This is a genomic window from Pseudoalteromonas piscicida (assembly GCF_002208135.1).
In the GTDB taxonomy this organism is placed as follows: domain Bacteria; phylum Pseudomonadota; class Gammaproteobacteria; order Enterobacterales; family Alteromonadaceae; genus Pseudoalteromonas; species Pseudoalteromonas piscicida_A.
Genome location: NZ_CP021646.1, coordinates 2,883,290 through 2,908,057, shown reverse-complemented (window position 1 = coordinate 2,908,057; position 24,768 = coordinate 2,883,290). Strand labels below are relative to the sequence as shown.

Genomic DNA, 24,768 nt, shown 5'->3' with positions numbered 1-24,768 from the left:
TAGATAACTAAGTTCGTAATCACCTACTTTAACTGTATGAATATTGTCAATTTTTTTAATAAAAATATACACTAAGCCGCCTTGAAGATATAAACCGGATTTGCACACTATTTACTTACTGTAATGGACTCTTAGATATGAAACTTTTCAAATATATTATATTAATCACCACATTCCTTTTAGTAGCTTGTGGAGGTGGCTCGTCTTCGGATGAACCTAAACTTACAACTAAAATAGAAAAAATTAGCTTAAACTCTGAACTGATCAGAGGCCAAAGTACCAGCGCAATAATAGAGTGTGTTGATTGTTTGAAAGATAAAGCCATTTATCGCTGGGAAATTGATAATGTTGTAGTGAGTCAATCTAGTTCATTTACTCCTGATTTTGAGCATTTGGATAAGGCGGTTGTGATCACGGTTCAAGTACCAAGTATTGATCAGGTGATGAGTGATGAAGTCTCCTTTCAGGCTGAGGTTATTTCACGTAAAACTAAAATAGAAAAAATCAGCTTAAACTCTGAACTGATAAGGGGCCAAAGTACCAGCGCAATAATTGAGTGTGTTGATTGTTTGAAAGATAAAGCCATTTATCGCTGGGAAGTTGATAATGTTATTGTGAGTCAATCGAGTTCATTAACTCCTGATTTTGAGCATTTGGATAAGACGGTTGTGATCACGGTTCAAGTACCAAGTATTGATCAGGTGATGAGTGATGAAATTTCCTATCAGGCTGAGATTATTTCACGCAAAACCAAAGTCGAATCGCTAGAACTTATAGGGAAGCATACTCCAAACACGACAACCCTTGCGGATTTTACCTGTGATAATTGCCTGTCAGAATCAATATCAATGCAATGGTTTATAGGCGAGCAGTTAGTTGCAACTGGAGCGTCGTTTACACCAGACTTAAATAACTTTGATAAGCCAATCACTATAAAAGCAAAGGTGACTAGTATTGATAACATTGTTAGTGAAACGACTTCATTTGACTTTATCAAGCCGACTCCAATAAGTGGAAATATATACCTATCAGATAAATATATTTTGATGTCTAACGGCGAGCTAATTTTTGATAGTAGCCATGGAATACAGCCGGAAGATGGAAAGAGTGACTTCGTTAATGCTTATTATGGAAAACATGTATGGGGGACGGTTTTAGCTCAAGATACTAAAGGGAAATTTTTTAAATATGGTGACGGCAGAGAATTTTATTCTCATGAAAAAGAAAGTAGCTTTGAAGATATAAAAGAAAAAATAAATAACGTGAAAAGCTACTGGCTAGATTTCTACGGTGAGCACGTTTTAACAAGTGATGGAAAAGTTATTACTTGGGATAACACTCTCGATGATTCAGGTAATTTTGAATACAGTAAAGCCCAATTATCCCAAACAGAGCTTAACGATGTAAAACAAGTTTTACATTCACTTTATGACTGTAGCAGCTCTGCAAATACTTCAGCAGTGCTTTACAACTCTGGACTTCTTGTTATCGACGGATTTTGGTGGGATAAAAAAGGCTCGCACCAACATAGTTATAAGCGAGTAGAAAAAACGGGTGTAAGTAAGATTCAAGCTGTTAGCTATGCTGGCGGTGGTGGGTACGATGCTGTCGCAATATTTGATGAACAAGATAATGTAGAAATTTGGACATGTAGTAATGAGCCGTTTTTATCTACACTAGAAAATGGAGAATATGCTACAGGTTTTGGAGATTTACAAAATGTAGCCCGTATTATCAGTCCGTTAGGTTCAAAAGCTATTCTTGCGATAAAAAAAGATGGTAGTTTTTCAATCAGAGGTTCTGGTTTAACCTACCATGTTTCGAGTCTAAACACTGAGATTAAGGTAAAAGACTTACTTAAAATTAGTTGGATGTATGTTCTGTTGGATGTTGAAGGTAATATTCATTATTTAGATAGCTATTGGAGCGAATACTTACCTGAACAGTTCCCAGAGTTTTCTTTTGATAACATAGCGTATAGTGTTCCTTCTGATCATTCTAATGGCGTAGTTGTTAAAGAGGACGGTTCGGCTTTACTTATTACACAAAATAATCCACAGACATTACCTTCTGTTAAAGATGTAAACCTCGTAGACAATTTTATGCTAATTACGGACAAAGAAGATAAGCTCATTACCTATTATGAACGTGATAGCGAAAGAGAGTTAGATGCGGATTACTTTTCAAATGGCATTAATCAAATAGAGGGCGTTTCAGAGGTTATAAATTTAGGAAATGGTTATATTATAAAAACAAAGTTAGGTGAGTTTATTTTAGTTCAAACGGGGGGAGGTCTCTTAGTCACTTTCATGAGAAAATTAATCGGCCAATTGAAGCGGTAGATTAATTATTTTTTAAAAAATTAACGTCCCATAAAAAGAGAAGGCTAGAGGCTGTTGATCTTTGAACATAAATTGAATTAGTTCTGACCAGATCTGACAATTCGATTTGAAAAATTGAGAGTTACCCGTTTTGATAAAGGTGTCGAATCTTTGTTCAAAACAACTAAGGAGTAACTCTCATGTTACATACTAACAATCCAATCATTAAACACAAAGCTGGTTTGCTCAATCTAGCTGAAGAGCTTGGAAACGTATCTAAAGCCTGCAAAATGATGGGGGTTTCGCGAGATACGTTTTATCGTTATCAAGAGCTCGTTGATGAAGGCGGTATTGATGCACTCATCGATAAATCGCGTAGAACACCAAACCTGAAGAACCGTGTAGATGAAGAGACTGAAAAAGCAGTTTGCACCTATGCGATTGAATTTCCGGCTCACGGGCAAGTCAGAGCCAGCAATGAGTTAAGAAAACAAGGCGTATTTGTTTCTGCCAGTGGTGTGCGGTCTGTTTGGTTGCGCCATGACTTGGAAAACTTTAAAAAGCGTCTGAAAGCGCTAGAGGCTAAAGTCGCGCAAGAAGGTCTCATTCTCACAGAATCTCAGGTAACAGCCCTTAAGAAGAAAAAACAGGACGATGAAGCCTGCGGCGAAATTGAGACTGAGCACCCAGGATATCTTGGTTCACAGGATACTTTTTATGTTGGAAACCTAAAGGGAGTTGGCCGTATATATCAGCAAACTTTTGTTGATACATATTGCAAAGTTGCGTTTGCAAAGCTCTACACCACTAAAACACCGATCACAGCAGCAGATCTACTGAATGATAGAGTTTTGCCTTACTTTGAGCAGCACGAACTACCTATGCTACGGATCCTCACTGATCGTGGAACTGAGTACTGCGGTAAGGTTGAGCACCATGATTATCAGCTTTATCTAGCGATCAACGACATAGACCATACTGTAACTCCCCCAAAAAATGAAACAGTTTATAAGTAGAATTTTCCATTAACTAAAATAGGAAAATTTACGATGAGAAAAAGCAAGTTCACCGAAACCCAAATTGTCAGCATGATCAAGGAAGCTGAGTCAGGTATTCCTGTGCCAGAAATCTGCCGCAAACATGGTATCGGCCAAAGTACATTTTACAAATGGCGCTCAAAATATGGCGGGATGGAAGCTTCAGACGTTAAGCGACTTAAAGAGCTTGAAGAAGAAAACTGTAAGCTAAAAGATATGTTTGCAACGCTTAGCCTAAAGCACTCGATGCTTGAGGATATCATCGCAAAAAAGCTGTAAAAACAAGTAGGCGCAGAGCTTGGGTAGAGCATTTAAGAGCTCAATTTAACGTCAGCGTCGCATTTGCTTGTGAAGTGGCAGGGCTAAGCCGCTCAGTTTTTTATTACAAACATAAACGGCCGTTAGATGATGAAGTTATCGATGCATTACTTGCGCTGGTAGAGCGCCATCCTAGGTGGGGGCTGCCTAAGCTATTCAAAAGGCTTCGCAATAAAGGTAAGCCGTGGAATAAAAAGCGTGTTGAACGCGTTTACAACATGCTAAAACTAAACTTGAGACGTAAGGGAAAGCGCCGTGTTCCAACAAGAACACCTGAACCATTAAGCGCACCAACACAACATAATGAATCGTGGTCAATGGACTTTATGAGTGACGCATTAAGCTATGGACATCGTTTTAGAACACTGAATGTGCTGGATGATTTCAACCGACAAGCACTGGCGATTGAGGTCGATACAAGCTTAACTTCTGAACGAGTTATTAGAACGCTACAACAAATTATTGCTTGGCGCGGTAAACCAAAGCAGATTAGAGTGGACAATGGCCCAGAATTTACTTCAGCGGCACTCGAAGATTGGGCAATAAAAAATGACATCAAGTTGGAATTTATAGAGCCAGGCAGTCCTTACCAGAATGGTTTTGTGGAAAGGTTTAACCGAAGTTATCGTGAAGAAGTGCTCGATTTATACTTGTTTGAGTCACTGCAAGAAGTACGTGAAATCACTGATGAGTGGTTAGATATTTATAATTATGAGCGACCACATGATTCACTTGGCGATATGACACCAATTGGCTATCTTGAGGCTGCATAAAATTCTACGAAATAGCTGTACTAAATTGGGTGGAGTTACAATACCAAAACCAAGGCAATGTCGCCGCAGACAAACGGTATCTGCGAACGCTTCCACAAAACGATACTTCAAGAGTTTTATCAAGTGACATTTCGCAAAAGTTATACAGTTCTCTGGAAGAGCTCCAAAAGGATCTGGACGAGTGGATAAATTACTACAATAATGACCGAACTCATCAAGGAAAAAATGCTGTGGTAGAACGCCATTTGAAACATTATTAGATGGGAAATCGATCTGGGTTGAAAAGAATTTAACCCAAATCTAGGCTGACAGTCACCGATTGAAAAACGGGTAACTGTCAGGTCAAGTCTGAGCTAGTACATTTAATTTAACATACCTGAATCTATTTTGGCGGTAGCATCTATTGCGGAATAGACTTGAGCTTTCAGTAGGTGATCCCAAATATCTAGGCATTGATTAATCGCCTCATCATCTTCATCATCAGCGGCTTCTTCATACAATCGCTGAAGAACTTTGATTAAATCTGAATCCCTAATATTCATAGCGCGTTGGTTTTTATCAACAGCATCAGAATTTACGATATTTTTAACAAGTTGTAATAACTCGTTAGAGATACCAACAAGATTGACTTTGTTTTCATCTAGATAGTGGAATATTTGCCAAAGGTTATATAGCGCAGCTTTAGAATTTGTTAACACTGAGAAAAATGATTCAGCATCAGTTCTTGTCCAATAATTTTTGTCACTTACACTTCTACCTATTTTTTCCAATATAAGTTTATCATCATCATTTGCCAAAACCTCATATAAGGGAAGTAGCTTTGTTATTGTCGCATTGTAACGAGACTCTGTTAAAAATTGTGATACTACGCTTGTTGCTCCACTCTTTAACGGAGAAGCCCATTCATTAATTGTCGGAATTTCTTCACTGAACAGGTCATAGAAAAACCAACGAGCAGCGATTTGACGACCTGCTTCTTTCTTTACTTCATCAAAAGGCGAGCACTTCATTCTTAAGGTTAAATTTAGATACTGTTGACGAAATGAGCTCTCTTCTGTAAATCCATCGTTAAAAAAGTAATGATTTCCCCTGATACAGGACATTCTCAAATCTTTATTACATAACGCTAAGAATTTTTCGTGCGCCAACTTTCGGTTGTAATTGTACATTGGCAATAGAAGTTCAGAAGCTGAATAATTAACTGCTGGATGAGGATCATTAATTGCGTCATCTAAAGAGGTAGTTAATTCATTTGCTAATTTTTCACTTTTCCAAAACAAGTTACCAATTGCACTAAAAGCAACACCTCTGCAACAATTTATAGCATTGGACTCTATGGTTCTAACAGGAACTTCTTCAACTATATTAGGTTCGTTGTTCACTGTTACATTTAGCTTTTCTGGCTCAGGATCTTTGGCTGTTTTTGACAGCGTTACTAAAAGGTTAATCATGTCATTTGACCAGCCATCGTCGGCTATTCGTCTATCAAAAATTCTAACTATCTGATATTCATATCCTTCATATCCAAAGTGGTTTATAACTTTTTCTATAAGTTCTACAGGGCAAACTTGCCATCCACTTCTATATTGTTCACTTACTCTGTTTTGATCCGTATTAGATAAGCCATAATAAATCCACTCAATATAGTCTGAATCTATATTGGTGGGCAGCGTTAATACTAAACTAGCAAACCTTTCTGGCTCATTGATTACTGCTGTTTCTAAACTTCTGGCAAATTGCTCCACACTTGATTCATGAACAACTTTCTTGCCAGCTTGACGCCAAGTTTTCCGATTAGTTCTCTCTTTGGGAGTTAAAATCAACTTAGTCCATGTAGGGTTTGATAAAACATTTCCTAAAGGAAGTGGTGAAGTTACCATTCCACCGGAGTGCCTTAGATGGAAAGCGCTACAAAAGTCTCTTTCTGTGTATTCAATAAATTTTCTATTTAAAACCCCGATTAACTGATCTGTTTTTTCAGTGCGTCTTGATTGCGATAACTTAGGTAATAAAAAGTATTGAAGTTCACCCCAATATGAATAATAAATACCTTTGCGGCTACACTCTAAGCGCCATTTATAGTCATCAATAGCTCTATTGGGTGTGTAGTTGTATATCCTATCTTCTAACTTTAGAAATAAGTCTTCACTACAGTAGGGAGAAAATTTCTCAATTAACTCACCTGGTAGTACCCATTCCGGTTCAACATATGTATTTCCACAATTTAGCCTTTTTTTCGGCTTAGCGAGCAGCCAACTAAGAACTGTGTCAGCTTCACTCGTAGGGTAATATTTTAAAATTTTTGCTATCAGGTGGTTTAATACAGGGCTGGTAGAGTTGAAGTGAATAGCAATCGCTTCAGCGAGCTTTTCAGGTTGTTCTTGAAGGCTTTCCGCGGAGCGCTCTATCACTGAAAAAACGCAATGAGTAATGCTTTCAACGGCATCGTAGTTTGACTGCCTGTCTTGGCGCAGCCATGCCTCTTGTATTTGCTCATCATCAATATCGCGAACAATAGAATGGACTTTATTAAGTAAGCGGCTTAATGCTTCAAAAGGTATTTTAGTTGCAATTTTTTCAATACCTTCTAGGTCAGACTCGGTAAATGTATCTCGGTTAGATATAGCATCGACTTTATCTCTAGGCATATATTTATTTGAACCTAAAATTTCCTTGTAATGATTAAGAAGCATTTCGAGAAGGTCTAGGGTTCGAATAGGTGTTTTCTTAGCTAATGTTTTCCAGTGTATAAAACGAGCGTTAACGCCTGTCGTTAATAGCTGTTTTCGGATCTCAAACATATCATCAGAATCGCTTTCAATATCCCAGCATAAGGCCTCATAAACTCTATTGTTCCATTCTTGGGATTTACCAATGTATGGAACTACGGTTTTCAATACAACATCAGGCTTTTTATCCGCTACAGATCTTAAAATTCGCAGTAGCTTCCATACAAGATCTTCATCTGTAGGGTTATCCAACCATTTGTTTAGATCGCCGTTTTCTGACAAGTACTCAACTAACTCAGAATTTGAGTAGCATGTTGATGATAATAGGTGGGGTAAAAGTTCAGGTGATTTAACAATGTCATTCACTAAATGTTTTGCTGGAGCTTTAAAACTTTTAATTTCTTTAAGTGAGTTAAATAGTAAATACTTTAAGTGAAACCTTATATACTTACTTTGAAGTAGTGATGACGCTGTATTGCAAAAATCTTTTTGGCTTTCTGTAAGCAACATGCTCATTGCATACTTTAAGTGCTCTCTTCTTGTTAATGTTTGTTGGGAAAAGTCACCAATCTCTTCTAGAAGTTTATCGAATGAATCCTGTGCGGCGCTAAATAACCTGACACCTACCTGGTAATCGAACAGTGCCTGATGGCGAAAACTTATTTGCTTGCTTTGTTTTGTTATCAGGCCGACCGACAGCAATGCACTTAGTGCAGTCAGAGATATATTGTGTAGGGATGCTTCTGATACGGAGAACTTTGATTTACTAATCATTTGGTGTAAAAGTTCATTTATCACCAACAAGTTTTGGTTGGGATCCGTTATTCTGTTCGCCTCTAATACTCTGTTTTCCCAATAGCGTTTAACAAGTTCAAGCTTGTTCGTAAAATCAGGGGCACGGTCTTCCGAAAGAGCTATCGATATGTATATGCCAAGCCAAAGGGGAATTTTAAGTGTATCTTGTTGCTCTGCTGATAAGTTCTCATATTTTTCATAAGGTTGAACTAATTCTTTGACCGTTTCATCTGAAAGACTAGACAGCTTTACTGAGTTTAACTCATCATTTATAGAACCTAACCAGGCATTTAAAGCAACATCTTCGTTGATATCAAAATCTCTTGAGGCAAATACTATACTAATATCTACATCAGAACTCCTGAGGGTTAATACCTGTCTTACGATCTCTTGACACACATGAAGAGCATTGTCGGAATGAGCCGCTGTCCACCTGATAGCATCTAATTGGTCTAACACTAGTACAATTTTATTATTCGCAGCATACTTTGCTAAAGAATACGTAGGGGTATATGAAAAACCTAATGCCTGGCCAAAAGCATCAGCACTAGTTTCTACCTTACATCTGTCTAGCCTAATTGGTGCAACAACTACGCCTTGCGACTCCAGTTCATTCTTTAATTCAAGCAATAGGGCACTTTTACCCATTCCAGCTTCGGCCATTAAAAGAGTTATCGCGTGGCTTTGTGTAGACTGAATTAGCTCATCTAGTTCAGGTCTATGAATTTGAGTATTTGCAATCAAATAAGGGGATATTGACTGTTCGAATTTGGTGTTTAAATTGTTAATTATTGGCGTTATTCTATCGTCAGCTTCAAGTACTTTAGTTTCAAAGCCTGATTTTTGTAGATCTTGAAAAAGGTCGTGAGAGGTTATCTTCGTTCTCAACTTGTCGTCATTGTCAGCGTAGTGTTTTAGAAAGCTGACAAGTTTGGCTGGATTTCCTACGAATAGCTTATTTGCATAGTCGTTGAGTTGTTCATTAGAGTGGGTGTCGATTATGTATGGGAATATATGTAACTTGGCTAGGAATTGACGCGCGCTATCTAAATGCAATTCATTATTAGTATTTAATCCTAACTTGTTGCAAATATAGTCAAAATCTTTTTTACGAGTTTTGCTAGTTGATATTTGGTGCTCGTAATATTGATTGACATCCTCTGGACTATTTCGAGAACTGTCCTTTAAATCTGACATCTGTTTTGATGGGAGTGGTGAAATTACATAAAACTCTCGTTTACCCCTCATAACTTGTTCAAAAGCGTTTTTTAGTATCCCTTTCTCATATAGAAGAGCAGCGCTCCAATGTTCCGCATCACCAGCGCCACCTTTACATTGATGATGCTCAAGGCTTGTATCTACATTTTCAACTATGACATCAGTGCCAACTTCGTCATTACCAAGTGGTTCGACCGTTACAGATACTATTTTTTCGTCCAGCAGACGTAGTAACTGATAAGCAACCCAATTTGCTTCATACCGATTACCTAATTTTTCAGCATATCCACCTGCTTCCATAGCCATAAATAACCTCCTAAACAACTCTTGGTGTGATTCTCGTACAGTTTATTTTCGTTTAATTCTCGAATCTATCAACACACTTATAAGCTTCGACATAAATATTGTATAGAGCGTTTTCAATTGGGGACTGTGGAGTATCAAATTGGATTACTTGTTTCATTGATTCATAAGCAGAAGTAGATAATTTAATTCTTCGCATTTGCTCTTTGCAATACCGGTAGTGGCGCTCTAAAGATGAGTGGTATTGTTCTTTTATGGAAAGCTGCGATTTTGTTAGCTCATCGAAGCTTGTCTTTAACTTTTTATATTCCCAATCTCGCCTTTTTAGTTCTTCATCTTTCGCCACATTCTTAGCTTCTAGTTTAGCTAATGAAATCTCATAGCCAGTCTTAGATTCTCTTAAGGATGATTCATGAAATTTATCTAAAATAAGTAATGTGAGAGAGAAGGTCGTACCTGCACTTAGTAATACTCCAGTCCAGAAGTGTGGAGATTTGAAAAGTTGCATCAGGCTTTTTGTGCTAGCTAATTTTTCGTTATCCGTCGAAATATTACCTACCATTATTAATCTTCCGTCTTTTCTTTATATTCACAAAGGTCTTCAATAATGCAGCTACCACATTTGGGTTTTCTCGCTGTACATACATAACGGCCATGAAGAATGAACCAGTGGTGCAGGTTAAACATAAACTCACGCTTATTGGGGGTCTTCTTAATGATATCTTGCTCAGTTTGCTCAACCGTTTTGCCTTTGGCGTAACCAGTACGGTTTGCAAGGCGTTGGATATGAGTATCAACTGCTAAAAAGTATCTACCTTCGTTATCTTTTAGCCAGCCAAAAGCGCAGTTTAAAACTACGTTTGCGGTTTTTCGGCCGACACCTGGCAGCGCCTCTAGTGCTTCACGGTTTTCAGGAACTTCGGAGCCGTGTTTGTCGACGAGGATCTGACACATTTTATAGACGTTATTAGCTTTTGAATTAAACAAACCAATGGTTTTGATATAGTCTCTTAAGCCCTCAAGGCCAAGCTCAAGGATCTTTTCTGGTGTGTTGGCAACAGGGAATAGTTTGCGTGTCGCTTTGTTTACCCCAACATCGGTGGCTTGTGCTGAGAGGGTAACGGCAACTAAAAGCTCGAATGGTGACGAGTATTCTAGCTCAGTTTCAGGGTGCGGATTTTCGTCCCTGAGTCGCGTGAGTATTTCTATACGTTTTTGTTTATTCATAAGATTTACTTGCTAAATTCAATGACGGTAGCATGCAGTTGTTTTCATTAAGCAGCGATAGTGACGGTATCGCTGCAAATTGGCATTATTATTACCGCACTAGTTTAAGTTAGTGACCCGTGCTCTTGGGCCTTTTACTTCTTCGGCTGTTGGCGCTGCTTTAGCTTTGAGCTGAGCGTCGATAATGTTTTTAGCGGCAATCAAAAAACCAAGGCCCAAAAAGGCGCCCGGTGGCAGGATTGCAACTAAAAATTGATGATCGAATGAGAAGATCTCAATGCGCAATACACTTGCCCAGTTGCCAAGGAGTAGCTCGGCACCATCAAATAGTGTTCCTTGACCAATGAGTTCGCGCATTGCACCCAGTACAAATAGCACCAGTGCAAAACCCAGTCCCATCATTAAACCATCCCAAACGGATAACAGCGGACTATTCTTCGAAGCAAATGCCTCGGCACGACCAATAATGGCGCAATTGGTCACGATCAACGGAATAAATATGCCAAGGGATTGATACAGACCAAAGGTATAAGCGTTCATGAGTAGTTGAATAACCGTAACAAAGGCGGCGATGATCATCACAAACACGGGGATACGAATGTCTTTTGGCACCCAATTTCTCACCACAGATACGGTAAAGTTAGAACCAACCAGTACCAGTAGTGTGGCAATACCAAGCCCTAATGCGTTGGTCACTGTTGAAGTCACCGCGAGGAGCGGACACAGTCCTAAAAGCTGTACCAGTGCTGGGTTATTTTGCCATGTACCTTCTTGAAAGAGCGATTTTAACTGACTCATTGCGACACCTCGCAAGTATTAGGCGCGTTAAATAGCGCATCAAAATGAGTTTTGGCAAACCATGCGGCCTGATTTACCGAGGTTACCACAGCGCGTGGGGTTATGGTTGCGCCGGTAAATGAATCAAATTGACCGCCGTCTTTTTTCACATTCATTTTAGGGTCTGTTTCACCTTCAACTTGAACGCCGTTGAAAGTCGTTACCCAAGCCGATTTTGCCAGTTCTACCTTATCACCAAGTCCTGGGGTTTCTTCATGGCGCGTTACACGCACGCCTGAGATCAGACCTTGTCTATCGATAGCGGTTAAGACATCAATATTGCCACTGTAGCCTTTTGGGGTGATATGTCTCACCAACAGGGCTGAGGGTTCGCCATTGAGTCTGGCTCTGTAAATGGTGTGTGGGCCGCCTGGGCCGAGTTCTAAGGCGTTGCTGGTGGTGCAATCCAAATACAGAGTATTGTCGTACTTATCTGCTGCAATCACCTGAGAAAGTAGTTGCATCAGGTGTTGCTGCTCTTGGCTGGCAATTTTATCTTTGGTGAGGTCATTAATCAGTGCGACCGCTCCTGTTGTTGCCAGTGCAAATGCTGCGAGGATGAGGCCATTTTTCTGCATCGATTGAATTATCATGATTTTGCTCCATGACCATAGGTACGAGGCTGAGTGTAATGATCGATAAGTGGCACTGCCATATTCATGATCACAACTGCAAATGCAACGGCGTCTGGGTAGCCACCAAATTGACGAATAACATAGACAGTAAAGCCGATTGCCGCGCCGTAAATCAGGCGACCTAAGTTAGTGGTGGAGGCCGACACCGGATCGGTGGCAATAAAAAAGGCACCAAGCATAGCGCCGCCACTTAACAAGTGGAATAGGGTGCCTGGCTCTGATTCTGGGGCAATGATATAGCCAACTGCGCTAGCAAGGCCAAGACTGGCAATAAAGGCCGCTGGAATATGCCAGTTGATCACTTTGGCTTTTAGCAGATAAAGACCACCTAGCAAAAAGGCGAGGTTAACATATTGCCAACCAAGTCCCGCAAGCGCTCCAAAACCCTGGTTACTCATCGCCTCATTAATGGTTAAGCCTTGTGATACAGCGGTTTTTACCGAGTCTAATGGCGTTGCACCTGTCGCACCGTCAATCACGCCCGCACGCCATACGTCAAGTGTGACGCCTTGGCTGGTGGACTCGGTAAAGATCATCGCGAGTTGGTCGACAAAGCTGAGCGACTCTAGCGTGAGTGCTTGAATAGGTGACCACGAAGTCATTTGTACAGGGAAGGAGATCAGCAATAATACATAGGCCGCCATGGCCGGGTTGAAAAGATTAAAGCCAAGGCCACCGTATAGCTGTTTTACAATAGCGATGGCAAAAAATGCACCAATGACGGTTATCCACCAAGGGGCTAGCGGCGGAATACTGATGGCCAGCAGCACAGCGGTGAGCCAAGCACTGCCGTCGCTGAGGCTGGGCCATATCGCTCGACCTCTTAGCTTTAGCACTAGCGCTTCAGCAAGGCTTGCGGTAATAAGCGCCAAAGCCAACTGGATCAATACACCAAATCCAAAATAGTAGGTTTGGACTAAGATCCCGGGAATACAGGCTGCCATGACGGTCATCATGATTTTGTTGACCGACTTATGGCTATGATTGTGCGGGGATGAGGCCATGGTTAGTTTCATGACGGTTCATTTCCTTCTTGTTCTTTCGCTTGCTTCTTCGCTTTTGCTCTCGCAATTGCGGCTTTAACGGCGGCTTTTTTACGTGCTTCAGGGCTAAGTGCTTGTTGCTGCTCAGATGTGCCCTCAGCACCTTGCTCTGTACCGCTGGAGTCTGTTTCTGATCCCGCCGTTGGCTCATTTGTTTCTTCGCCTTGATCACTCTCACTTTCGCCAGCTTCTTGTGCCTCTTTAGCGGCTTTTTTGGCCTTAGCTCTGGCAATTGCGGCGGCAACGGCAGCTTTGCGTGGATCTTCCTCGGCGCTTGCCGTTGGAGCGGCTTCTGCTTGTTCGCTCACGCTTGCGCCAGCTTCTTCAGCCTCTTTAGCAGCTTTCTTGGCCTTAGCTCTGGCAATTGCGGCAGCAACGGCGGCTTTGCGTGGATCTTCCTCGGCGCTTGCCGTTGGAGCGGCTTCTGCTTGTTCGCTCACGCTTGCGCCTGCTTCTTCAGCCTCTTTAGCTGCTTTCTTGGCCTTAGCTCTGGCAATTGCGGCGGCAACGGCAGCTTTACGTGGATCTTCGTCAGCACTTTCCGTTGAGGCGGCTTCTGCTTGTTCGCTCACGCTTGCGCCAGCTTCTTCCGCCTCTTTAGCAGCTTTCTTGGCCTTAGCTCTGGCAATTGCGGCAGCAACGGCGGCTTTGCGTGGATCTTCCTCGGCGCTTTCCGTTGGAGCGGCTTCTGCTTGCTCGACTGTGCTCTCGCCAGCTTCTTCCGCCTCTTTAGCAGCTTTCTTAGCCTTAGCTCTGGCGATTGCGGCAGCAACGGCGGCTTTACGTGGATCTTCCTCGGCGCTTTCTGTTGGGGCGGCTTCTGCTTGTTCGCTCACGCTTGCACCAGCTTCTTCCGCCTCTTTAGCAGCTTTCTTGGCTTTAGCTCGGGCGATTGCAGCAGCTACGGCGGCCTTTTTATCACCTGTTGCTGCTGGCTCAGGCTCAGATGACGCTTGGGCTGCGGCCTTTTTCGCCTTTGCACGGGCAATGGCGGCAGCTACTGCATCTTTTTTATCTGTGCTTTCAGGCTGGTCAGTTTTTTCTTCTTTATATTTACGCGCCTGCGCTTTGCGTTTTGCACGCTCTTCAGCAATGGCGCTGTTATCCGGCTCTAACTCGCCGTTCTCACCTCGTTTGGCTTTGGCACGTGCAATCGCAGCTTGGACCGCGGATTTATCTGACTGCTTATCTTTAACGCGTGAGAGTGCTTCTTGCACTTTTTCTTTATCTGCGGCTTTTGGTGCAGCGCCCGCCGAACGGCGTTTATGTTTATTTTGGCGTTCTTCTTGTTCGCGCTCTAAGCGCTCTTTTCTTGCCTCAAAACGCTCTTTCGCACGCTCTGCTTTGACTTGTTCGAGCTTTTGTTCGCGAATATCGGCTTTGGCTACACGATAGTATTGCACCAAAGGGATTTCGCTTGGACAAACATAAGAGCACGCACCACATTCGATACAGTCAAAGAGGTTGTATTCCTCTAACTTTTGGTACTCTTTGCCTTTAGCAAACCATTGTAACTGCTGCGGTAACAAGCTTTGCGGACAGGCATCTGCACAGGCACTACAGCGAATACATGCCTTTTCATCACCCGGGATCGCAAGTTCTTGGTTGTCTGGCGCGAGTATACAGTTGGTGGTTTTGACCACAGGGATCCTAACCGATGGCAAGGTAAAGCCCATCATTGGACCACCCATGACGACGCGCTGCGCCTCTACTGGCGAAAAGCCTTGTGAGTCTAGCAGGTGCTTTATTTCAGTGCCGAGTAAAGCCCACACGTTGCTTGGCTGAGTAATGGTATTACCGGTCACGGTAACTACGCGCTCAATAAGGGGTTTACCCTCAAAAATAGCTTGCCAAATTGCGAACAGTGTTCCGACGTTCTGCACCAGTACGCCGATATCCGCAGGTATTCCAGCACTTGGTACTTCTTTGGAGGTTAATAGCTTGACCAGTTGCTTTTCACCACCAGAAGGGTATTTGGTTGGCACACTACGGACTAAGATATCCTGATTATGCTGAGCCGCAGCGGTGATAGCTGCAATGGCTTCAGGTTTATTATCTTCAATGCCAAATAACACTTTTTGTGGCTTCAATATCCCTTGTAGCACTTCGATGCCCGCGATGATTTCTTTGGCGTGCTCACGCATCAAACGATCATCGGCTGTAATATATGGTTCGCACTCAATGCCATTGACGACTAAAAACTCAATGGGCTTTGGGCTGTCTGCTTTAACATAGGTTGGGAATCCCGCACCGCCCATACCGGCAATACCAGCTTGGTGGATAATATCGATAAGCTGTTTGTTATCAAGCGTGCTAATGTCGCTAATTGGATTCAGTGGTGTCCACTTATCTTCACCGTCTGGGCGCAAAATAATACTGAGCTCAGGTAGCGCGGATGGATGCGCCGACGGCATCGGCTTTATCGCTTCAATGGTGCCAGATGTGGGGGCATGAATTGGCAGCGACCAGTTCGTGCCGGGAGCCGTCAATGCTTGCCCTTTAAGCACGTGATCGCCAGAGTTAACTAACAGGCTACCATTGGCACCAATGTGCTGCTTTAGGGGCAGGATTAGTTTGTCAGGCAAAGGTAAACGAGCAATCGGTTGTTGGTTAGATAATGTCTTTTGTTCTGGTGGATGGATGCCACCTGGGAACTGCCACAGTTTTCCGCTTTCTATTTGTTCAAGTAATGTTTCCACTTAAACCTCTTAATCAATCTGTGTCACAGGAATGGCGTCTAGCTGCCACTTCCACGTTTGCTTGGTCTGTGCAACTGGGATCATATCAATACAATCGACCGGGCAGGGCTCGACACACAGATCGCAGCCTGTGCACTCGTCGATGAGCACGGTGTGCATTTGTCTGGTTGCGCCAACGATAGCATCAACGGGGCAAGCTTGAATGCATTTGGTACAGCCAATACATTCGTCTTCACGAATGTAAGCCACCTTTTTGACTGGCTCTGCATCTTCTCCACCAGCAAGTGGCTTCGCTTCAACGCCCATTAAATCCGCCAGTTTTTTCACTGTTGCTTCACCGCCTGGAGGGCACTTATTCACGTCATCGCCATTCGCAATCGCTTCAGCGTATGGTCGACAGCCAGGATAGCCACACTGGCCGCATTGAGTTTGTGGCAGAATGGCGTCTATTTGTTCAACAATAGGGTTGCTTTCAACTCGGTATTTCACTGCGGCATAACCAAGCACAATACCAAAAATAAGTGCCAGCGCACCCAGCGCGAGTAATGCGTAAAGTAATGTCATATCTAAAACTTAACTAATCCAGAGAAGCCCATAAACGCAAGTGACATGAGTCCTGCGGTGATCATCGCTATTGATGCGCCTTTAAACGGTGTTGGCACGTCAGCAACAGCTAAACGCTCACGTAAAGCAGCAAATAGCACCAAAACCATAGAAAAGCCAACCGCAGCGCCAAAACCATAGACTGCAGACTCTAAAAAGGTGTGGTCTTTTTTGATATTAAGTAGTGCAACGCCTAGTACAGCGCAGTTAGTGGTGATCAAAGGCAAGAAAATTCCCAGTAACCGATACAAGGTTGGACTGGTTTTACGTACCACCATCTCTGTAAATTGCACAACCACAGCGATAACCAAAATAAAGCTCATCGTTCTTAAAAAGGTGAGGTCGAGTGGTAATAAGATATATTGATTGACCAAATAGCTGGTGACTGAAGCTAGTGTGAGAACAAAAGTGGTCGCTAATGACATTCCCACTGCGGTATCCAGTTTTCCAGATACCCCCATAAATGGACATAAGCCCAAAAATTGGACTAAAACGAAGTTATTCACCAGCACGGTGCCAATGAGCAACAAAATGTATTCGGTCATTCCTGCCTCTATAACTTATTCACTTTACGCGGGTTTTTCCCGTCAAATCGAGGTGATAGTTAACTGTATTAAAGAACTTACTGGGTGCAAGTTTTGACTGGATTTAATTTTGCTAAAAATACTTTTTAGCAGAATTAAACCGATAGCACCGTTCCGCTTTGAATTTTTTAAGTGAAAACATGCGCCTTGTCATCATTTGAGCTACCGTCTCAAATATTATGAGGGGATAGCTTGTCATGTAATGCTGACAGTTTTCATTCATTTATTAGCAATTAATCTTAATTCAGCGCTCGCTTACTAGCCTAAATACATGAGCTTTTATCAATGAAATCATAATGATATAGCGATTTTTGCTGCTTGACTCTGGATTACTGCTAGCGTCGAAATAATATTCAAGCTTATCTTTGTAAACTTGTTAAATCACATAGATAAGTTTGAATGATAATTCCTGCCAATAGTAACACAGATTGTAACTGGTGTGGCAAATGATAGCGTACGAAAGTCACTGGAGTGAAAGGGGTAAAGGGAAGGGCAAACAAGTCGCCCTTTGGTGTGTTTACCTAGATTTCTTTTGGTTTTTCGATGTAATAGCCTTGTACTCCATCCAAGCAAAGTGTTTCGACTATGTGCTTCTCTTCTTGGCTTTCGATACCTTCGGCAAATACGTTGACGCCAATACGGTGTGCAAGGTCAACCATTAGGCGCATAAAATATTGATTATTCTTGTCTTCTTCAAGACCGCGAGTATAACTAGCATCCATTTTAATATAGTCAGGCTTTAAGTCTCTAAAGAACTTAAATGACGTTAAACCGACACCAAAACGTTCAACGGTGATACGCGCTCCGACACGATGCACCATATCAATAAAGCGCTTACTGGCTTTAATATTTTGCTGTAAGCCAAATTCGCTGACTTCAAATACCAGTTTAGAGGCTAGATTCGCTTCTTTTAATAAGCGACGCTCTAACCAGATCACAAATTGGTCGTTATGGGCACTTGATGCGGTGACATTGATCCCGAAGTATTTCTCATTGAAGTTACGCGTTTTGATAAGTTCTAGCGAGGTGTCGATGATCAGCTGATCAATCTCGATGGCCATTTCCAGCTTTTCCGCCATGGCAAGGAAAGAGGCTGTAGGAAGCATTTGTCCTTCTTCTGTTTTAAAACGAGATTGGATCTCTGCGTAGGCCTTAGAGTTTTTACCAATAGGCATGATGTTTTGCATCATCAAACTAACGCGCTTGCTGTTGATCACATCGCGGATCACTCGACGCCAGTTTTGATTACCAAATCCAGCACTGACATTATTCACTAAATCAGACTCGCGTTGAATATGCCAAGCATTGGCTTGCTTGCTCTGTGCCATACTCATCGCATTATCAACAACCGAGAGTAGTTCTCCAAGTGGCTTACCGTTCTCATAAGGCACGATCCCGGTATTGGCAACCGATGATAGTTCTTGGTTTTGCTGGAATTGGGTAAAGCGCGCTTGCAGTGTTTCACCAAACTCTTCCGCTTCTTTACTTGGCACATTCGGTAAGATCACCGCGAAATCTGAGCTATTTAAACGGAAAACCTGACTGCCAGCATAAGTACCTGTAACATGTTTGATAATGTCAGACACCGACTTAATGTATTCATCACCTTTTTGATAGCCACGAGTTTGGTTAATTACCTGCAACTCAGAGCAGCGGATCATCGCCAACGAGCCAAACGCCTTTTTAGCTGACGACTCGATATACTGCTCGTAGTGTTCCACGAACATATTACGGTTGCCCAGATCTGTGACTACATCTTTGTAAGCTTCTTGCTTGATAGAATGAGCGGCATTTTTAATGTCTTCTTGCTTTGACCTTAAAAAGCTAGCTAATCGCTTAAAAGAGGGGACTAAATCCTGACCAAGCTCTGCGACTTTGCCATCGTTAAAATCAAACTCAATATTGTCGGTTACTTGGTTTTGCGTAATATACGAATCTACGGCACTGGCGACTGTCATACTGACATTGCGATTAAGCTTTTTATAGACGCCTTGCATAAAGAAAACAGGAATAAAAGCAACCAACGCAGAAATAATGATAAGTAGTAGTAGGGCTTGTTGTAGTAATTGCGCCTGACTTTGTGCATTGATCAAAAATTCGATTTTTATGTCTTTAGTATCGTTAACCGCAAATTGGGGGCGAATAGCATTGATGTTTGATTCTATGAACTCGGCAATAAAGGGGAGGTTGCTCGGTGTATTGACTTGCAAAACGGTCTGACCGTCAAAGTCTCGTACGATAAAAGTTGAGAATACATCTCCGCTATTTAAGGCTTGGCGAATATGCTCAGGAGTCACTTCAGTGAGTTTTTTGTCCTTTATGTACTCTGTCACCATGGTATGGGCGCTTTGTTGCGCTTTATTGATTGCAGAGTCAAAACTTGTTGCGAAAAAAAAGCTACCAATCAAAGAGAATAATAGCCAAGAGGTGACTTGGAGTACGATAAGTTTTTTAAAACCGGCCATAGTACGCTTCTTAAAGAGGGTTATTCCATAGTATCGGGTGCATTGCCAATTTCTTTATCAAATTCATCGGTTTGATTGTTGTCTGTTCGATAAATTGCAGAGAAGGTTGTTATTCGAGCAAATGCAGTGAGAATATTGCTTGTAGAGTAGTGTAAACGCTGGAAAAAGTCTAATGCTTTCGTGGAATTGGCTCCCCCTCCCCGACTCGAACGGGGGACCTGCGGATTAACAGTCCGTCGCTCTAACCAACTGAGCTAAGGGGGAACAATTTGGAACTTTCGAAGTGCTCTTTTTGAGCATTATCTTATTGATTGGCTCCCCCTCCCCGACTCGAACGGGGGACCTGCGGATTAACAGTCCGTCGCTCTAACCAACTGAGCTAAGGGGGAACTACAATAAGATTTTGACTTTCCGACTAAGGATTGGCTCCCCCTCCCCGACTCGAACGGGGGACCTGCGGATTAACAGTCCGTCGCTCTAACCAACTGAGCTAAGGGGGAATAGTCAAGTGTGAGAATTTGGCTCCCCTCCCCGACTCGAACGGGGGACCTGCGGATTAACAGTCCGTCGCTCTAACCAACTGAGCTAAGGGGGAAGCGTATCTCTCAACGGGGCGAAATATTAATGACGACATTGCAAGGTGTCAACCACTAAAATCACAGAAACGTAAAAAACTCTACTAAGCGATGAATTAATGCGCTATTTGTTGGCTTTTTGGCTAGTTTAGCATTCTTGATATAGTAAAAAGGTGAGTGATACGTAATTTATTCATCTCTAATATAAGGATTCTTAGCTAGCTTTGGTTTCAAGAGCCCTACATGATGGAGATCTGCAAAATATGAAAATAGAGGGTGTTGTATAAAATTCCTAAATTACCGTGTAGGGATATGTCGAATAAAATTAACATATACAGTGTTTGCTGTTTATCTATACAGTGGTATGTTGTTGTTTAATGTGTTTTTTGAACGTTTTGTTTGAATTATATCCCTAACTGCTCATTTTATGATGTTTTCTTGAGATCTTTAAATCATCGCAATTATCACGTGAATGAGATCAATGAGCATAAATAGTGTGGTATTTATAATCTCTATTTAAACGCGGCGTGGCAAACAGTAAGTAGTTACTATCATTAAAGTGAGAATCAATGACTTATAAAAAAGTTTAATTAAAACAGTTGGATATGTGTTCCTTGTTATTTTTAGTAGCTAAATACTTTTTTCTTCCAGATGCAATGTTAGTCTAGAGATCTAAATTGATCCAGTTGTTGTTTTGAGAATGATCACACTAAACACGCCGTTGATCAAAATTACTCCAAGCTGAAAACCTTTATTTTATTGGCTTGGAGCGACTTATCCACGGAATCTGTGGATAACATTGTTTATTATTATTTGAGAAGTATTGCAAGACTATGAAATTAGGGCGCTGCAGCCGTTTCAAGTAAAATTCGATAAATATTTAATTTTAATAATATCAATGGTTTATATTTGATTGGTTATTTTTGTTTATTTGTTGTTCAGTGTGAAGCTTTTATGAACTTTTCACCATTTTGGCTGTGCAAAAAACATGCTACTTTGCAACTCGGGTTGTAACTTTTTTGTCAAAACTTACTGAATCGTTATTTTCAACACTAAACTTCAATCCCTCGCTGTAATACAGGCTTTTTATAAGTAACTGTTGCTATTTTAGACTTTATAACGACTCTTGACGTTTCCTGCGTAGCGTCAACATCTTGAATAGCATACAATGAGCCGCTTAAAGTATCAGAAATAGGTTGTTATGACTCAAGCTAAGTCAAATTCCACTGGCAACGATATCCTTTTTGGTGATATTGGGGCGACTTTAAAGCGAATGACGATCCCGATGATATTCGGGATGATCACGCTGATGATGTTTAATCTCGTTGATACTTTTTTTATTAGTATGCTTGGTACTGAGCCACTCGCTGCAATCAGCTTCACTTTTCCCGTTACTTTTACTGTTATTAGCTTAGCCATCGGGCTGGGTATTGGCACATCCGCCGTCATTGCTAAGGCTTTGGGTAGCAATTTGCTCGATGAAGCTAAATTTGATGCCGCAGTGGCTATTATTATCTCTGCCATACTCGTTTTACTGCTTTCTATTCTTGGATTTGTTTTTGTCGATGAGATCTTTCTTCTCCTTGGGGCGGGTAAAGCAGTTATGCCATTCATCCACGACTATATGTCGGTGTGGTTTATTGGTTCAATTTTATTGATAACGCCGATGATTGGTAATTCAGTGTTGCGCGCTAGTGGCGATACCAAAACGCCAAGTTTAGTCATGGGACTTGGGGGGTTAGTAAATGCGGTGCTGGACCCGATATTAATCTTCGGTTTTGGACCTATTGATGAGATGGGTGTAAAAGGGGCGGCCGTTGCCAGTGTGTTGTCCTGGAGTCTGGGGGTAACTATTATTTTATATTTATTGATAGTTAAAAAGCGTCTTATTTCACTGTCTGCAAAATACACCAGCTTCACAAATGCGGCGAAAAAAATCCTCACTATAGGCCTGCCTGCAGCGGGAGCAAATATGCTGACGCCTTTAGCTATGGCGGTAATGACAGCACTTATTGCCAGCTATGGACCTGAAGCTGTGGCCGCGTTTGGTGTTGGAAGTCGTATTGAGTCTATTGCAAGTCTTGTGGTTTTAGCGCTTTCTATGACCTTGCCTCCATTTGTCAGTCAGAACTTTGGTGCAAAACACTATCAGCGTGTCTCTGATGCCTATACCCAAACACTTAAATTTGTGCTCGGTTTTCAATTTGCTGTTTATTTATTGCTGGTATTGAGTGCGTACTACATCAGTCATACTTTTGGTAATGAGCCGGCGGTTGTTGAAACCATACAGCTATTCATTTATATCATGCCGCTAGGATACGGCCTTCAAGGCGTGATCATATTAACCAATTCGTCATTTAATGCGTTGCATAAACCGATGAATGCGCTCATTCTAAGTGTGATCCGGTTGTTCATATTTTATGTACCTATTGCTTATATAGGCTCTCAGTTGGCTGGGTTGCCAGGATTATTTGCAGGCGCAGCTTTGGGTAATTTGTTTACCGCAGCCATTGCCTACAATTGGTTTAAGAAAGTGATTAATGAAATTGCAGCAAGCGAGGTCCAAAAGGAGGTGTAATGGAAGATAAGTTTCAGCTAGTTTCTGAGTTTCAGCCAAACGGAGATCAACCAACGGCTATTGCACAGCTGTGTGATGGTTTGGAGTCAGGCCTTGCACATCAAACTTTGCTGGGGGCTACGGGGACGGGCAAAACCTTTACCATGGCCAACATCATAAACAATCTTAACCGCCCAACAATTATCATGGCACACAATAAGACGCTTGCAGCGCAATTATATGGCGAAATGAAAGAGTTCTTTCCTCATAATGCGGTTGAGTATTTTGTTTCTTATTATGACTATTATCAACCTGAAGCCTATGTAGTAGCCAGCGACACTTTTATTGAGAAAGACGCGTCTATTAACGATCACATTGAGCAAATGCGTTTATCCGCAACCAAAGCGTTGCTTGAGCGCAGAGACACTATCATCGTAGCTTCAGTTTCAGCGATTTACGGCCTTGGTGATCCCGACTCCTACATGAAAATGATGTTGTTACTGAAAGTCGGTGAAACAATCGATCAGCGTGACATGTTAAGGCGTTTGGCAGAACTACAATACACGCGTAATGATATGGATTTTAGCCGTGGGACCTATCGAGTTCGCGGTGAAGTTATTGATATTTTTCCTGCGGAATCAGAAACTATCGCGGTACGGGTTGAAATGTTTGACGATGAGATTGAGCGGATTAGTTTGTTTGATCCGTTGACTGGAGCCGTTGAAAAACACCTAGTTCGCGCCACTATTTATCCAAAAACTCACTATGTGACACCAAGAGAAAAGATCCTTGATGCCATTGAGCGTATTAAGGTGGAGCTAAAAGATCGCCGTGCTCAATTATTGGATAAAAACCGTCTCGTCGAAGAGCAGCGCATCGCTCAACGTACACAATACGATATCGAAATGATGACCGAGCTTGGTTATTGCTCTGGTATTGAGAATTACAGTCGATATTTATCGGGACGTGCACCAGGCGAGCCACCACCAACGTTGTTAGATTATTTGCCGGATGATGCGCTTATGATCATCGACGAGTCTCACGTTACCGTTTCGCAGGTGGGGGCGATGTACAAAGGCGATCGCAGTCGTAAAGAAAACTTGGTTGAATATGGTTTTAGATTACCGTCTGCGCTAGATAATAGACCACTAAAGTTTGAAGAGTTCGAAGCGATTTCGCCGCAGACCATTTATGTTTCGGCGACTCCCGGTGATTATGAATTGAATAAATCAGCGGGTGATGTTGCCGAACAAGTGATCCGTCCAACAGGGCTATTAGATCCAGAAGTAGAAGTGCGTCCAGTTGCAACTCAAGTTGACGATTTGCTCTCTGAGATCTATAAACGGGTGGAAGTGAATGAGCGTGTACTGGTTACCACGCTAACAAAACGCATGTCAGAAGATCTGACCGATTATCTTAACGATCATAATGTTAAGGTGCGTTACCTACACTCTGACATCGATACGGTTGAACGAATGGAGATCATTCGAGACCTACGCAAAGGCGTTTTTGATGTACTAGTCGGTATCAACTTGTTACGAGAGGGCTTGGATATGCCTGAGGTGTCTTTGGTTGCCATACTTGATGCAGATAAAGAAGGCTTCTTACGCTCGACGCGCTCTCTTATTCAGACAATTGGCCGCGCGGCACGTCACTTACATGGTAAAGCGATTTTATATGGTGACAGGGTGACGAACTCGATGCGTCAAGCTATAGATGAAACGCAAAGACGCAGAGAAAAGCAAGAGGCGTATAATGAGGCTAATGGTATTACACCAACGGCGCTCAATAAGAAGATCACGGATGTAATGGATCTCGGTGAGGAAGTGGCTGATGACAAAGTGGTTGATATTGATGCCAAGTTTAAACCAGGCATGCCAGCAATGGATGCGAAAGAGATCGCCAAAGAAATAGACCGACTCGAAGCACAAATGATGAAGTTTGCTAAAGAGCTTGAGTTTGAAAAAGCGGCGCAAGCGCGCGATCAAGTTCAGATCTTACAAAAGCGTTTAATTAAAGCTTAGCGTTAAAGCGTAGGATTTTGAGTAT

14 protein-coding genes, 4 tRNA genes and 2 pseudogenes are annotated in these 24,768 nt (G+C 42.0%); 6 read left to right on the top strand and 14 right to left on the bottom strand.

Going from position 1 to position 24,768, the window contains the following annotated elements; translation table 11 throughout:
* Positions 1 to 137 precede the first annotated feature (137 nt).
* The 4 genes and pseudogenes from B1L02_RS13540 to B1L02_RS13525 form a co-directional block, all read left to right on the top strand.
* Positions 138 to 2,342 carry a hypothetical protein gene (locus B1L02_RS13540; protein ID WP_088531441.1) on the top strand — a complete coding sequence of 735 codons (2,205 nt, stop codon included), beginning with the start codon at positions 138 to 140 and terminating at the stop codon, positions 2,340 to 2,342.
* Positions 2,343 to 2,521: 179 nt separating this feature from the next.
* Positions 2,522 to 3,307 (top strand): annotated as a pseudogene (locus tag B1L02_RS13535) (helix-turn-helix domain-containing protein); the annotation flags it as partial.
* Between the two features lie 63 nt (positions 3,308 to 3,370).
* Positions 3,371 to 4,449, top strand: a protein-coding gene (locus B1L02_RS13530) for an IS3 family transposase (RefSeq protein ID WP_088531440.1) whose coding sequence is annotated in 2 segments (ribosomal slippage) — positions 3,371 to 3,623 and positions 3,623 to 4,449 — 1,080 coding nt in all. Because the reading frame shifts where the segments join, the coding sequence is not laid out codon by codon here.
* A gap of 39 nt (positions 4,450 to 4,488) precedes the next feature.
* Positions 4,489 to 4,753, top strand: a pseudogene (locus tag B1L02_RS13525) (integrase core domain-containing protein); the annotation flags it as partial.
* 58 nt (positions 4,754 to 4,811) lie between these two features.
* Here the strand turns inward: B1L02_RS13525 and B1L02_RS13520 are convergent.
* The 14 genes from B1L02_RS13520 to B1L02_RS13455 all read right to left on the bottom strand — a co-directional run bounded on the left by B1L02_RS13520 (position 4,812) and on the right by B1L02_RS13455 (position 20,182).
* Entirely contained in the window at positions 4,812 to 9,497 is a 4,686-nt protein-coding gene (locus B1L02_RS13520) for a hypothetical protein (RefSeq protein ID WP_088531439.1), read from the bottom strand.
* A 52-nt stretch (positions 9,498 to 9,549) separates the two neighbouring features.
* Positions 9,550 to 10,056 carry a hypothetical protein gene (locus B1L02_RS13515; RefSeq protein WP_088531438.1) on the bottom strand — a complete coding sequence of 169 codons (507 nt, stop codon included), beginning with the start codon at positions 10,054 to 10,056 and terminating at the stop codon, positions 9,550 to 9,552.
* 2 nt (positions 10,057 to 10,058) lie between these two features.
* Positions 10,059 to 10,721: an endonuclease III gene (gene nth, locus B1L02_RS13510; protein ID WP_088531437.1), complete on the bottom strand. Its 663-nt coding sequence runs from the start codon at positions 10,719 to 10,721 to the stop codon at positions 10,059 to 10,061.
* Positions 10,722 to 10,820: 99 nt separating this feature from the next.
* Positions 10,821 to 11,519, bottom strand: a complete 699-nt coding sequence (locus tag B1L02_RS13505; protein ID WP_010370368.1) for an electron transport complex subunit E — start codon at positions 11,517 to 11,519, stop codon at positions 10,821 to 10,823.
* The gene (gene rsxG / locus B1L02_RS13500) at positions 11,516 to 12,151 is read right to left on the bottom strand and encodes an electron transport complex subunit RsxG (RefSeq protein WP_088531436.1); all 636 of its coding nucleotides are present in this window, start codon (positions 12,149 to 12,151) and stop codon (positions 11,516 to 11,518) included. Before rsxG ends, B1L02_RS13505 begins: the two co-directional genes overlap by 4 nt.
* Positions 12,148 to 13,209: an electron transport complex subunit RsxD gene (gene rsxD, locus B1L02_RS13495; RefSeq protein WP_088531435.1), complete on the bottom strand. Its 1,062-nt coding sequence runs from the start codon at positions 13,207 to 13,209 to the stop codon at positions 12,148 to 12,150. Before rsxD ends, rsxG begins: the two co-directional genes overlap by 4 nt.
* On the bottom strand, positions 13,206 to 15,935 hold the full coding sequence (gene rsxC, locus B1L02_RS13490; RefSeq protein ID WP_088531434.1) for an electron transport complex subunit RsxC: 2,730 nt from the start codon (positions 15,933 to 15,935) through the stop codon (positions 13,206 to 13,208). Before rsxC ends, rsxD begins: the two co-directional genes overlap by 4 nt.
* Before the next feature lie 9 nt (positions 15,936 to 15,944).
* Positions 15,945 to 16,499 carry an electron transport complex subunit RsxB gene (rsxB, locus tag B1L02_RS13485; protein ID WP_010370380.1) on the bottom strand — a complete coding sequence of 185 codons (555 nt, stop codon included), beginning with the start codon at positions 16,497 to 16,499 and terminating at the stop codon, positions 15,945 to 15,947.
* Positions 16,500 to 16,501: 2 nt separating this feature from the next.
* Positions 16,502 to 17,083, bottom strand: a complete 582-nt coding sequence (gene rsxA / locus B1L02_RS13480; RefSeq protein WP_010370383.1) for an electron transport complex subunit RsxA — start codon at positions 17,081 to 17,083, stop codon at positions 16,502 to 16,504.
* Between the two features lie 560 nt (positions 17,084 to 17,643).
* Entirely contained in the window at positions 17,644 to 19,587 is a 1,944-nt protein-coding gene (locus tag B1L02_RS13475) for an EAL domain-containing protein (protein ID WP_088531433.1), read from the bottom strand.
* A gap of 187 nt (positions 19,588 to 19,774) precedes the next feature.
* Positions 19,775 to 19,851: transfer RNA gene (locus tag B1L02_RS13470), tRNA-Asn, on the bottom strand.
* Between the two features lie 48 nt (positions 19,852 to 19,899).
* Positions 19,900 to 19,976: transfer RNA gene (locus tag B1L02_RS13465), tRNA-Asn, on the bottom strand.
* Positions 19,977 to 20,010: 34 nt separating this feature from the next.
* Positions 20,011 to 20,087, bottom strand: a tRNA-Asn gene (locus B1L02_RS13460).
* Between the two features lie 19 nt (positions 20,088 to 20,106).
* Positions 20,107 to 20,182: transfer RNA gene (locus B1L02_RS13455), tRNA-Asn, on the bottom strand.
* Positions 20,183 to 21,363: 1,181 nt separating this feature from the next.
* Between B1L02_RS13455 and B1L02_RS13450 the strand changes: the two genes are divergently transcribed.
* Positions 21,364 to 22,740: an MATE family efflux transporter gene (locus tag B1L02_RS13450; RefSeq protein WP_088531432.1), complete on the top strand. Its 1,377-nt coding sequence runs from the start codon at positions 21,364 to 21,366 to the stop codon at positions 22,738 to 22,740.
* Positions 22,740 to 24,743, top strand: a complete 2,004-nt coding sequence (uvrB, locus tag B1L02_RS13445; protein ID WP_088531431.1) for an excinuclease ABC subunit UvrB — start codon at positions 22,740 to 22,742, stop codon at positions 24,741 to 24,743. The genes B1L02_RS13450 and uvrB overlap by 1 nt, the downstream gene beginning before the upstream one ends.
* Positions 24,744 to 24,768 lie beyond the last annotated feature (25 nt).

What these genes read in the sequence shown, in the direction of transcription:
- B1L02_RS13540 (WP_088531441.1), top strand. Translation starts at nt 138, where the DNA reads ATGAAACTTTTCAAATATATTATATTAATCACCACATTCCTTTTAGTA.
- B1L02_RS13520 (WP_088531439.1), bottom strand. Translation starts at nt 9,497, where the DNA reads ATGGCTATGGAAGCAGGTGGATATGCTGAAAAATTAGGTAATCGGTAT.
- B1L02_RS13515 (WP_088531438.1), bottom strand. Translation starts at nt 10,056, where the DNA reads ATGGTAGGTAATATTTCGACGGATAACGAAAAATTAGCTAGCACAAAA.
- nth (WP_088531437.1), bottom strand. Translation starts at nt 10,721, where the DNA reads ATGAATAAACAAAAACGTATAGAAATACTCACGCGACTCAGGGACGAA.
- B1L02_RS13505 (WP_010370368.1), bottom strand. Translation starts at nt 11,519, where the DNA reads ATGAGTCAGTTAAAATCGCTCTTTCAAGAAGGTACATGGCAAAATAAC.
- rsxG (WP_088531436.1), bottom strand. Translation starts at nt 12,151, where the DNA reads ATGATAATTCAATCGATGCAGAAAAATGGCCTCATCCTCGCAGCATTT.
- rsxD (WP_088531435.1), bottom strand. Translation starts at nt 13,209, where the DNA reads ATGAAACTAACCATGGCCTCATCCCCGCACAATCATAGCCATAAGTCG.
- rsxB (WP_010370380.1), bottom strand. Translation starts at nt 16,499, where the DNA reads ATGACATTACTTTACGCATTACTCGCGCTGGGTGCGCTGGCACTTATT.
- rsxA (WP_010370383.1), bottom strand. Translation starts at nt 17,083, where the DNA reads ATGACCGAATACATTTTGTTGCTCATTGGCACCGTGCTGGTGAATAAC.
- B1L02_RS13475 (WP_088531433.1), bottom strand. Translation starts at nt 19,587, where the DNA reads ATGGCCGGTTTTAAAAAACTTATCGTACTCCAAGTCACCTCTTGGCTA.
- B1L02_RS13450 (WP_088531432.1), top strand. Translation starts at nt 21,364, where the DNA reads ATGACTCAAGCTAAGTCAAATTCCACTGGCAACGATATCCTTTTTGGT.
- uvrB (WP_088531431.1), top strand. Translation starts at nt 22,740, where the DNA reads ATGGAAGATAAGTTTCAGCTAGTTTCTGAGTTTCAGCCAAACGGAGAT.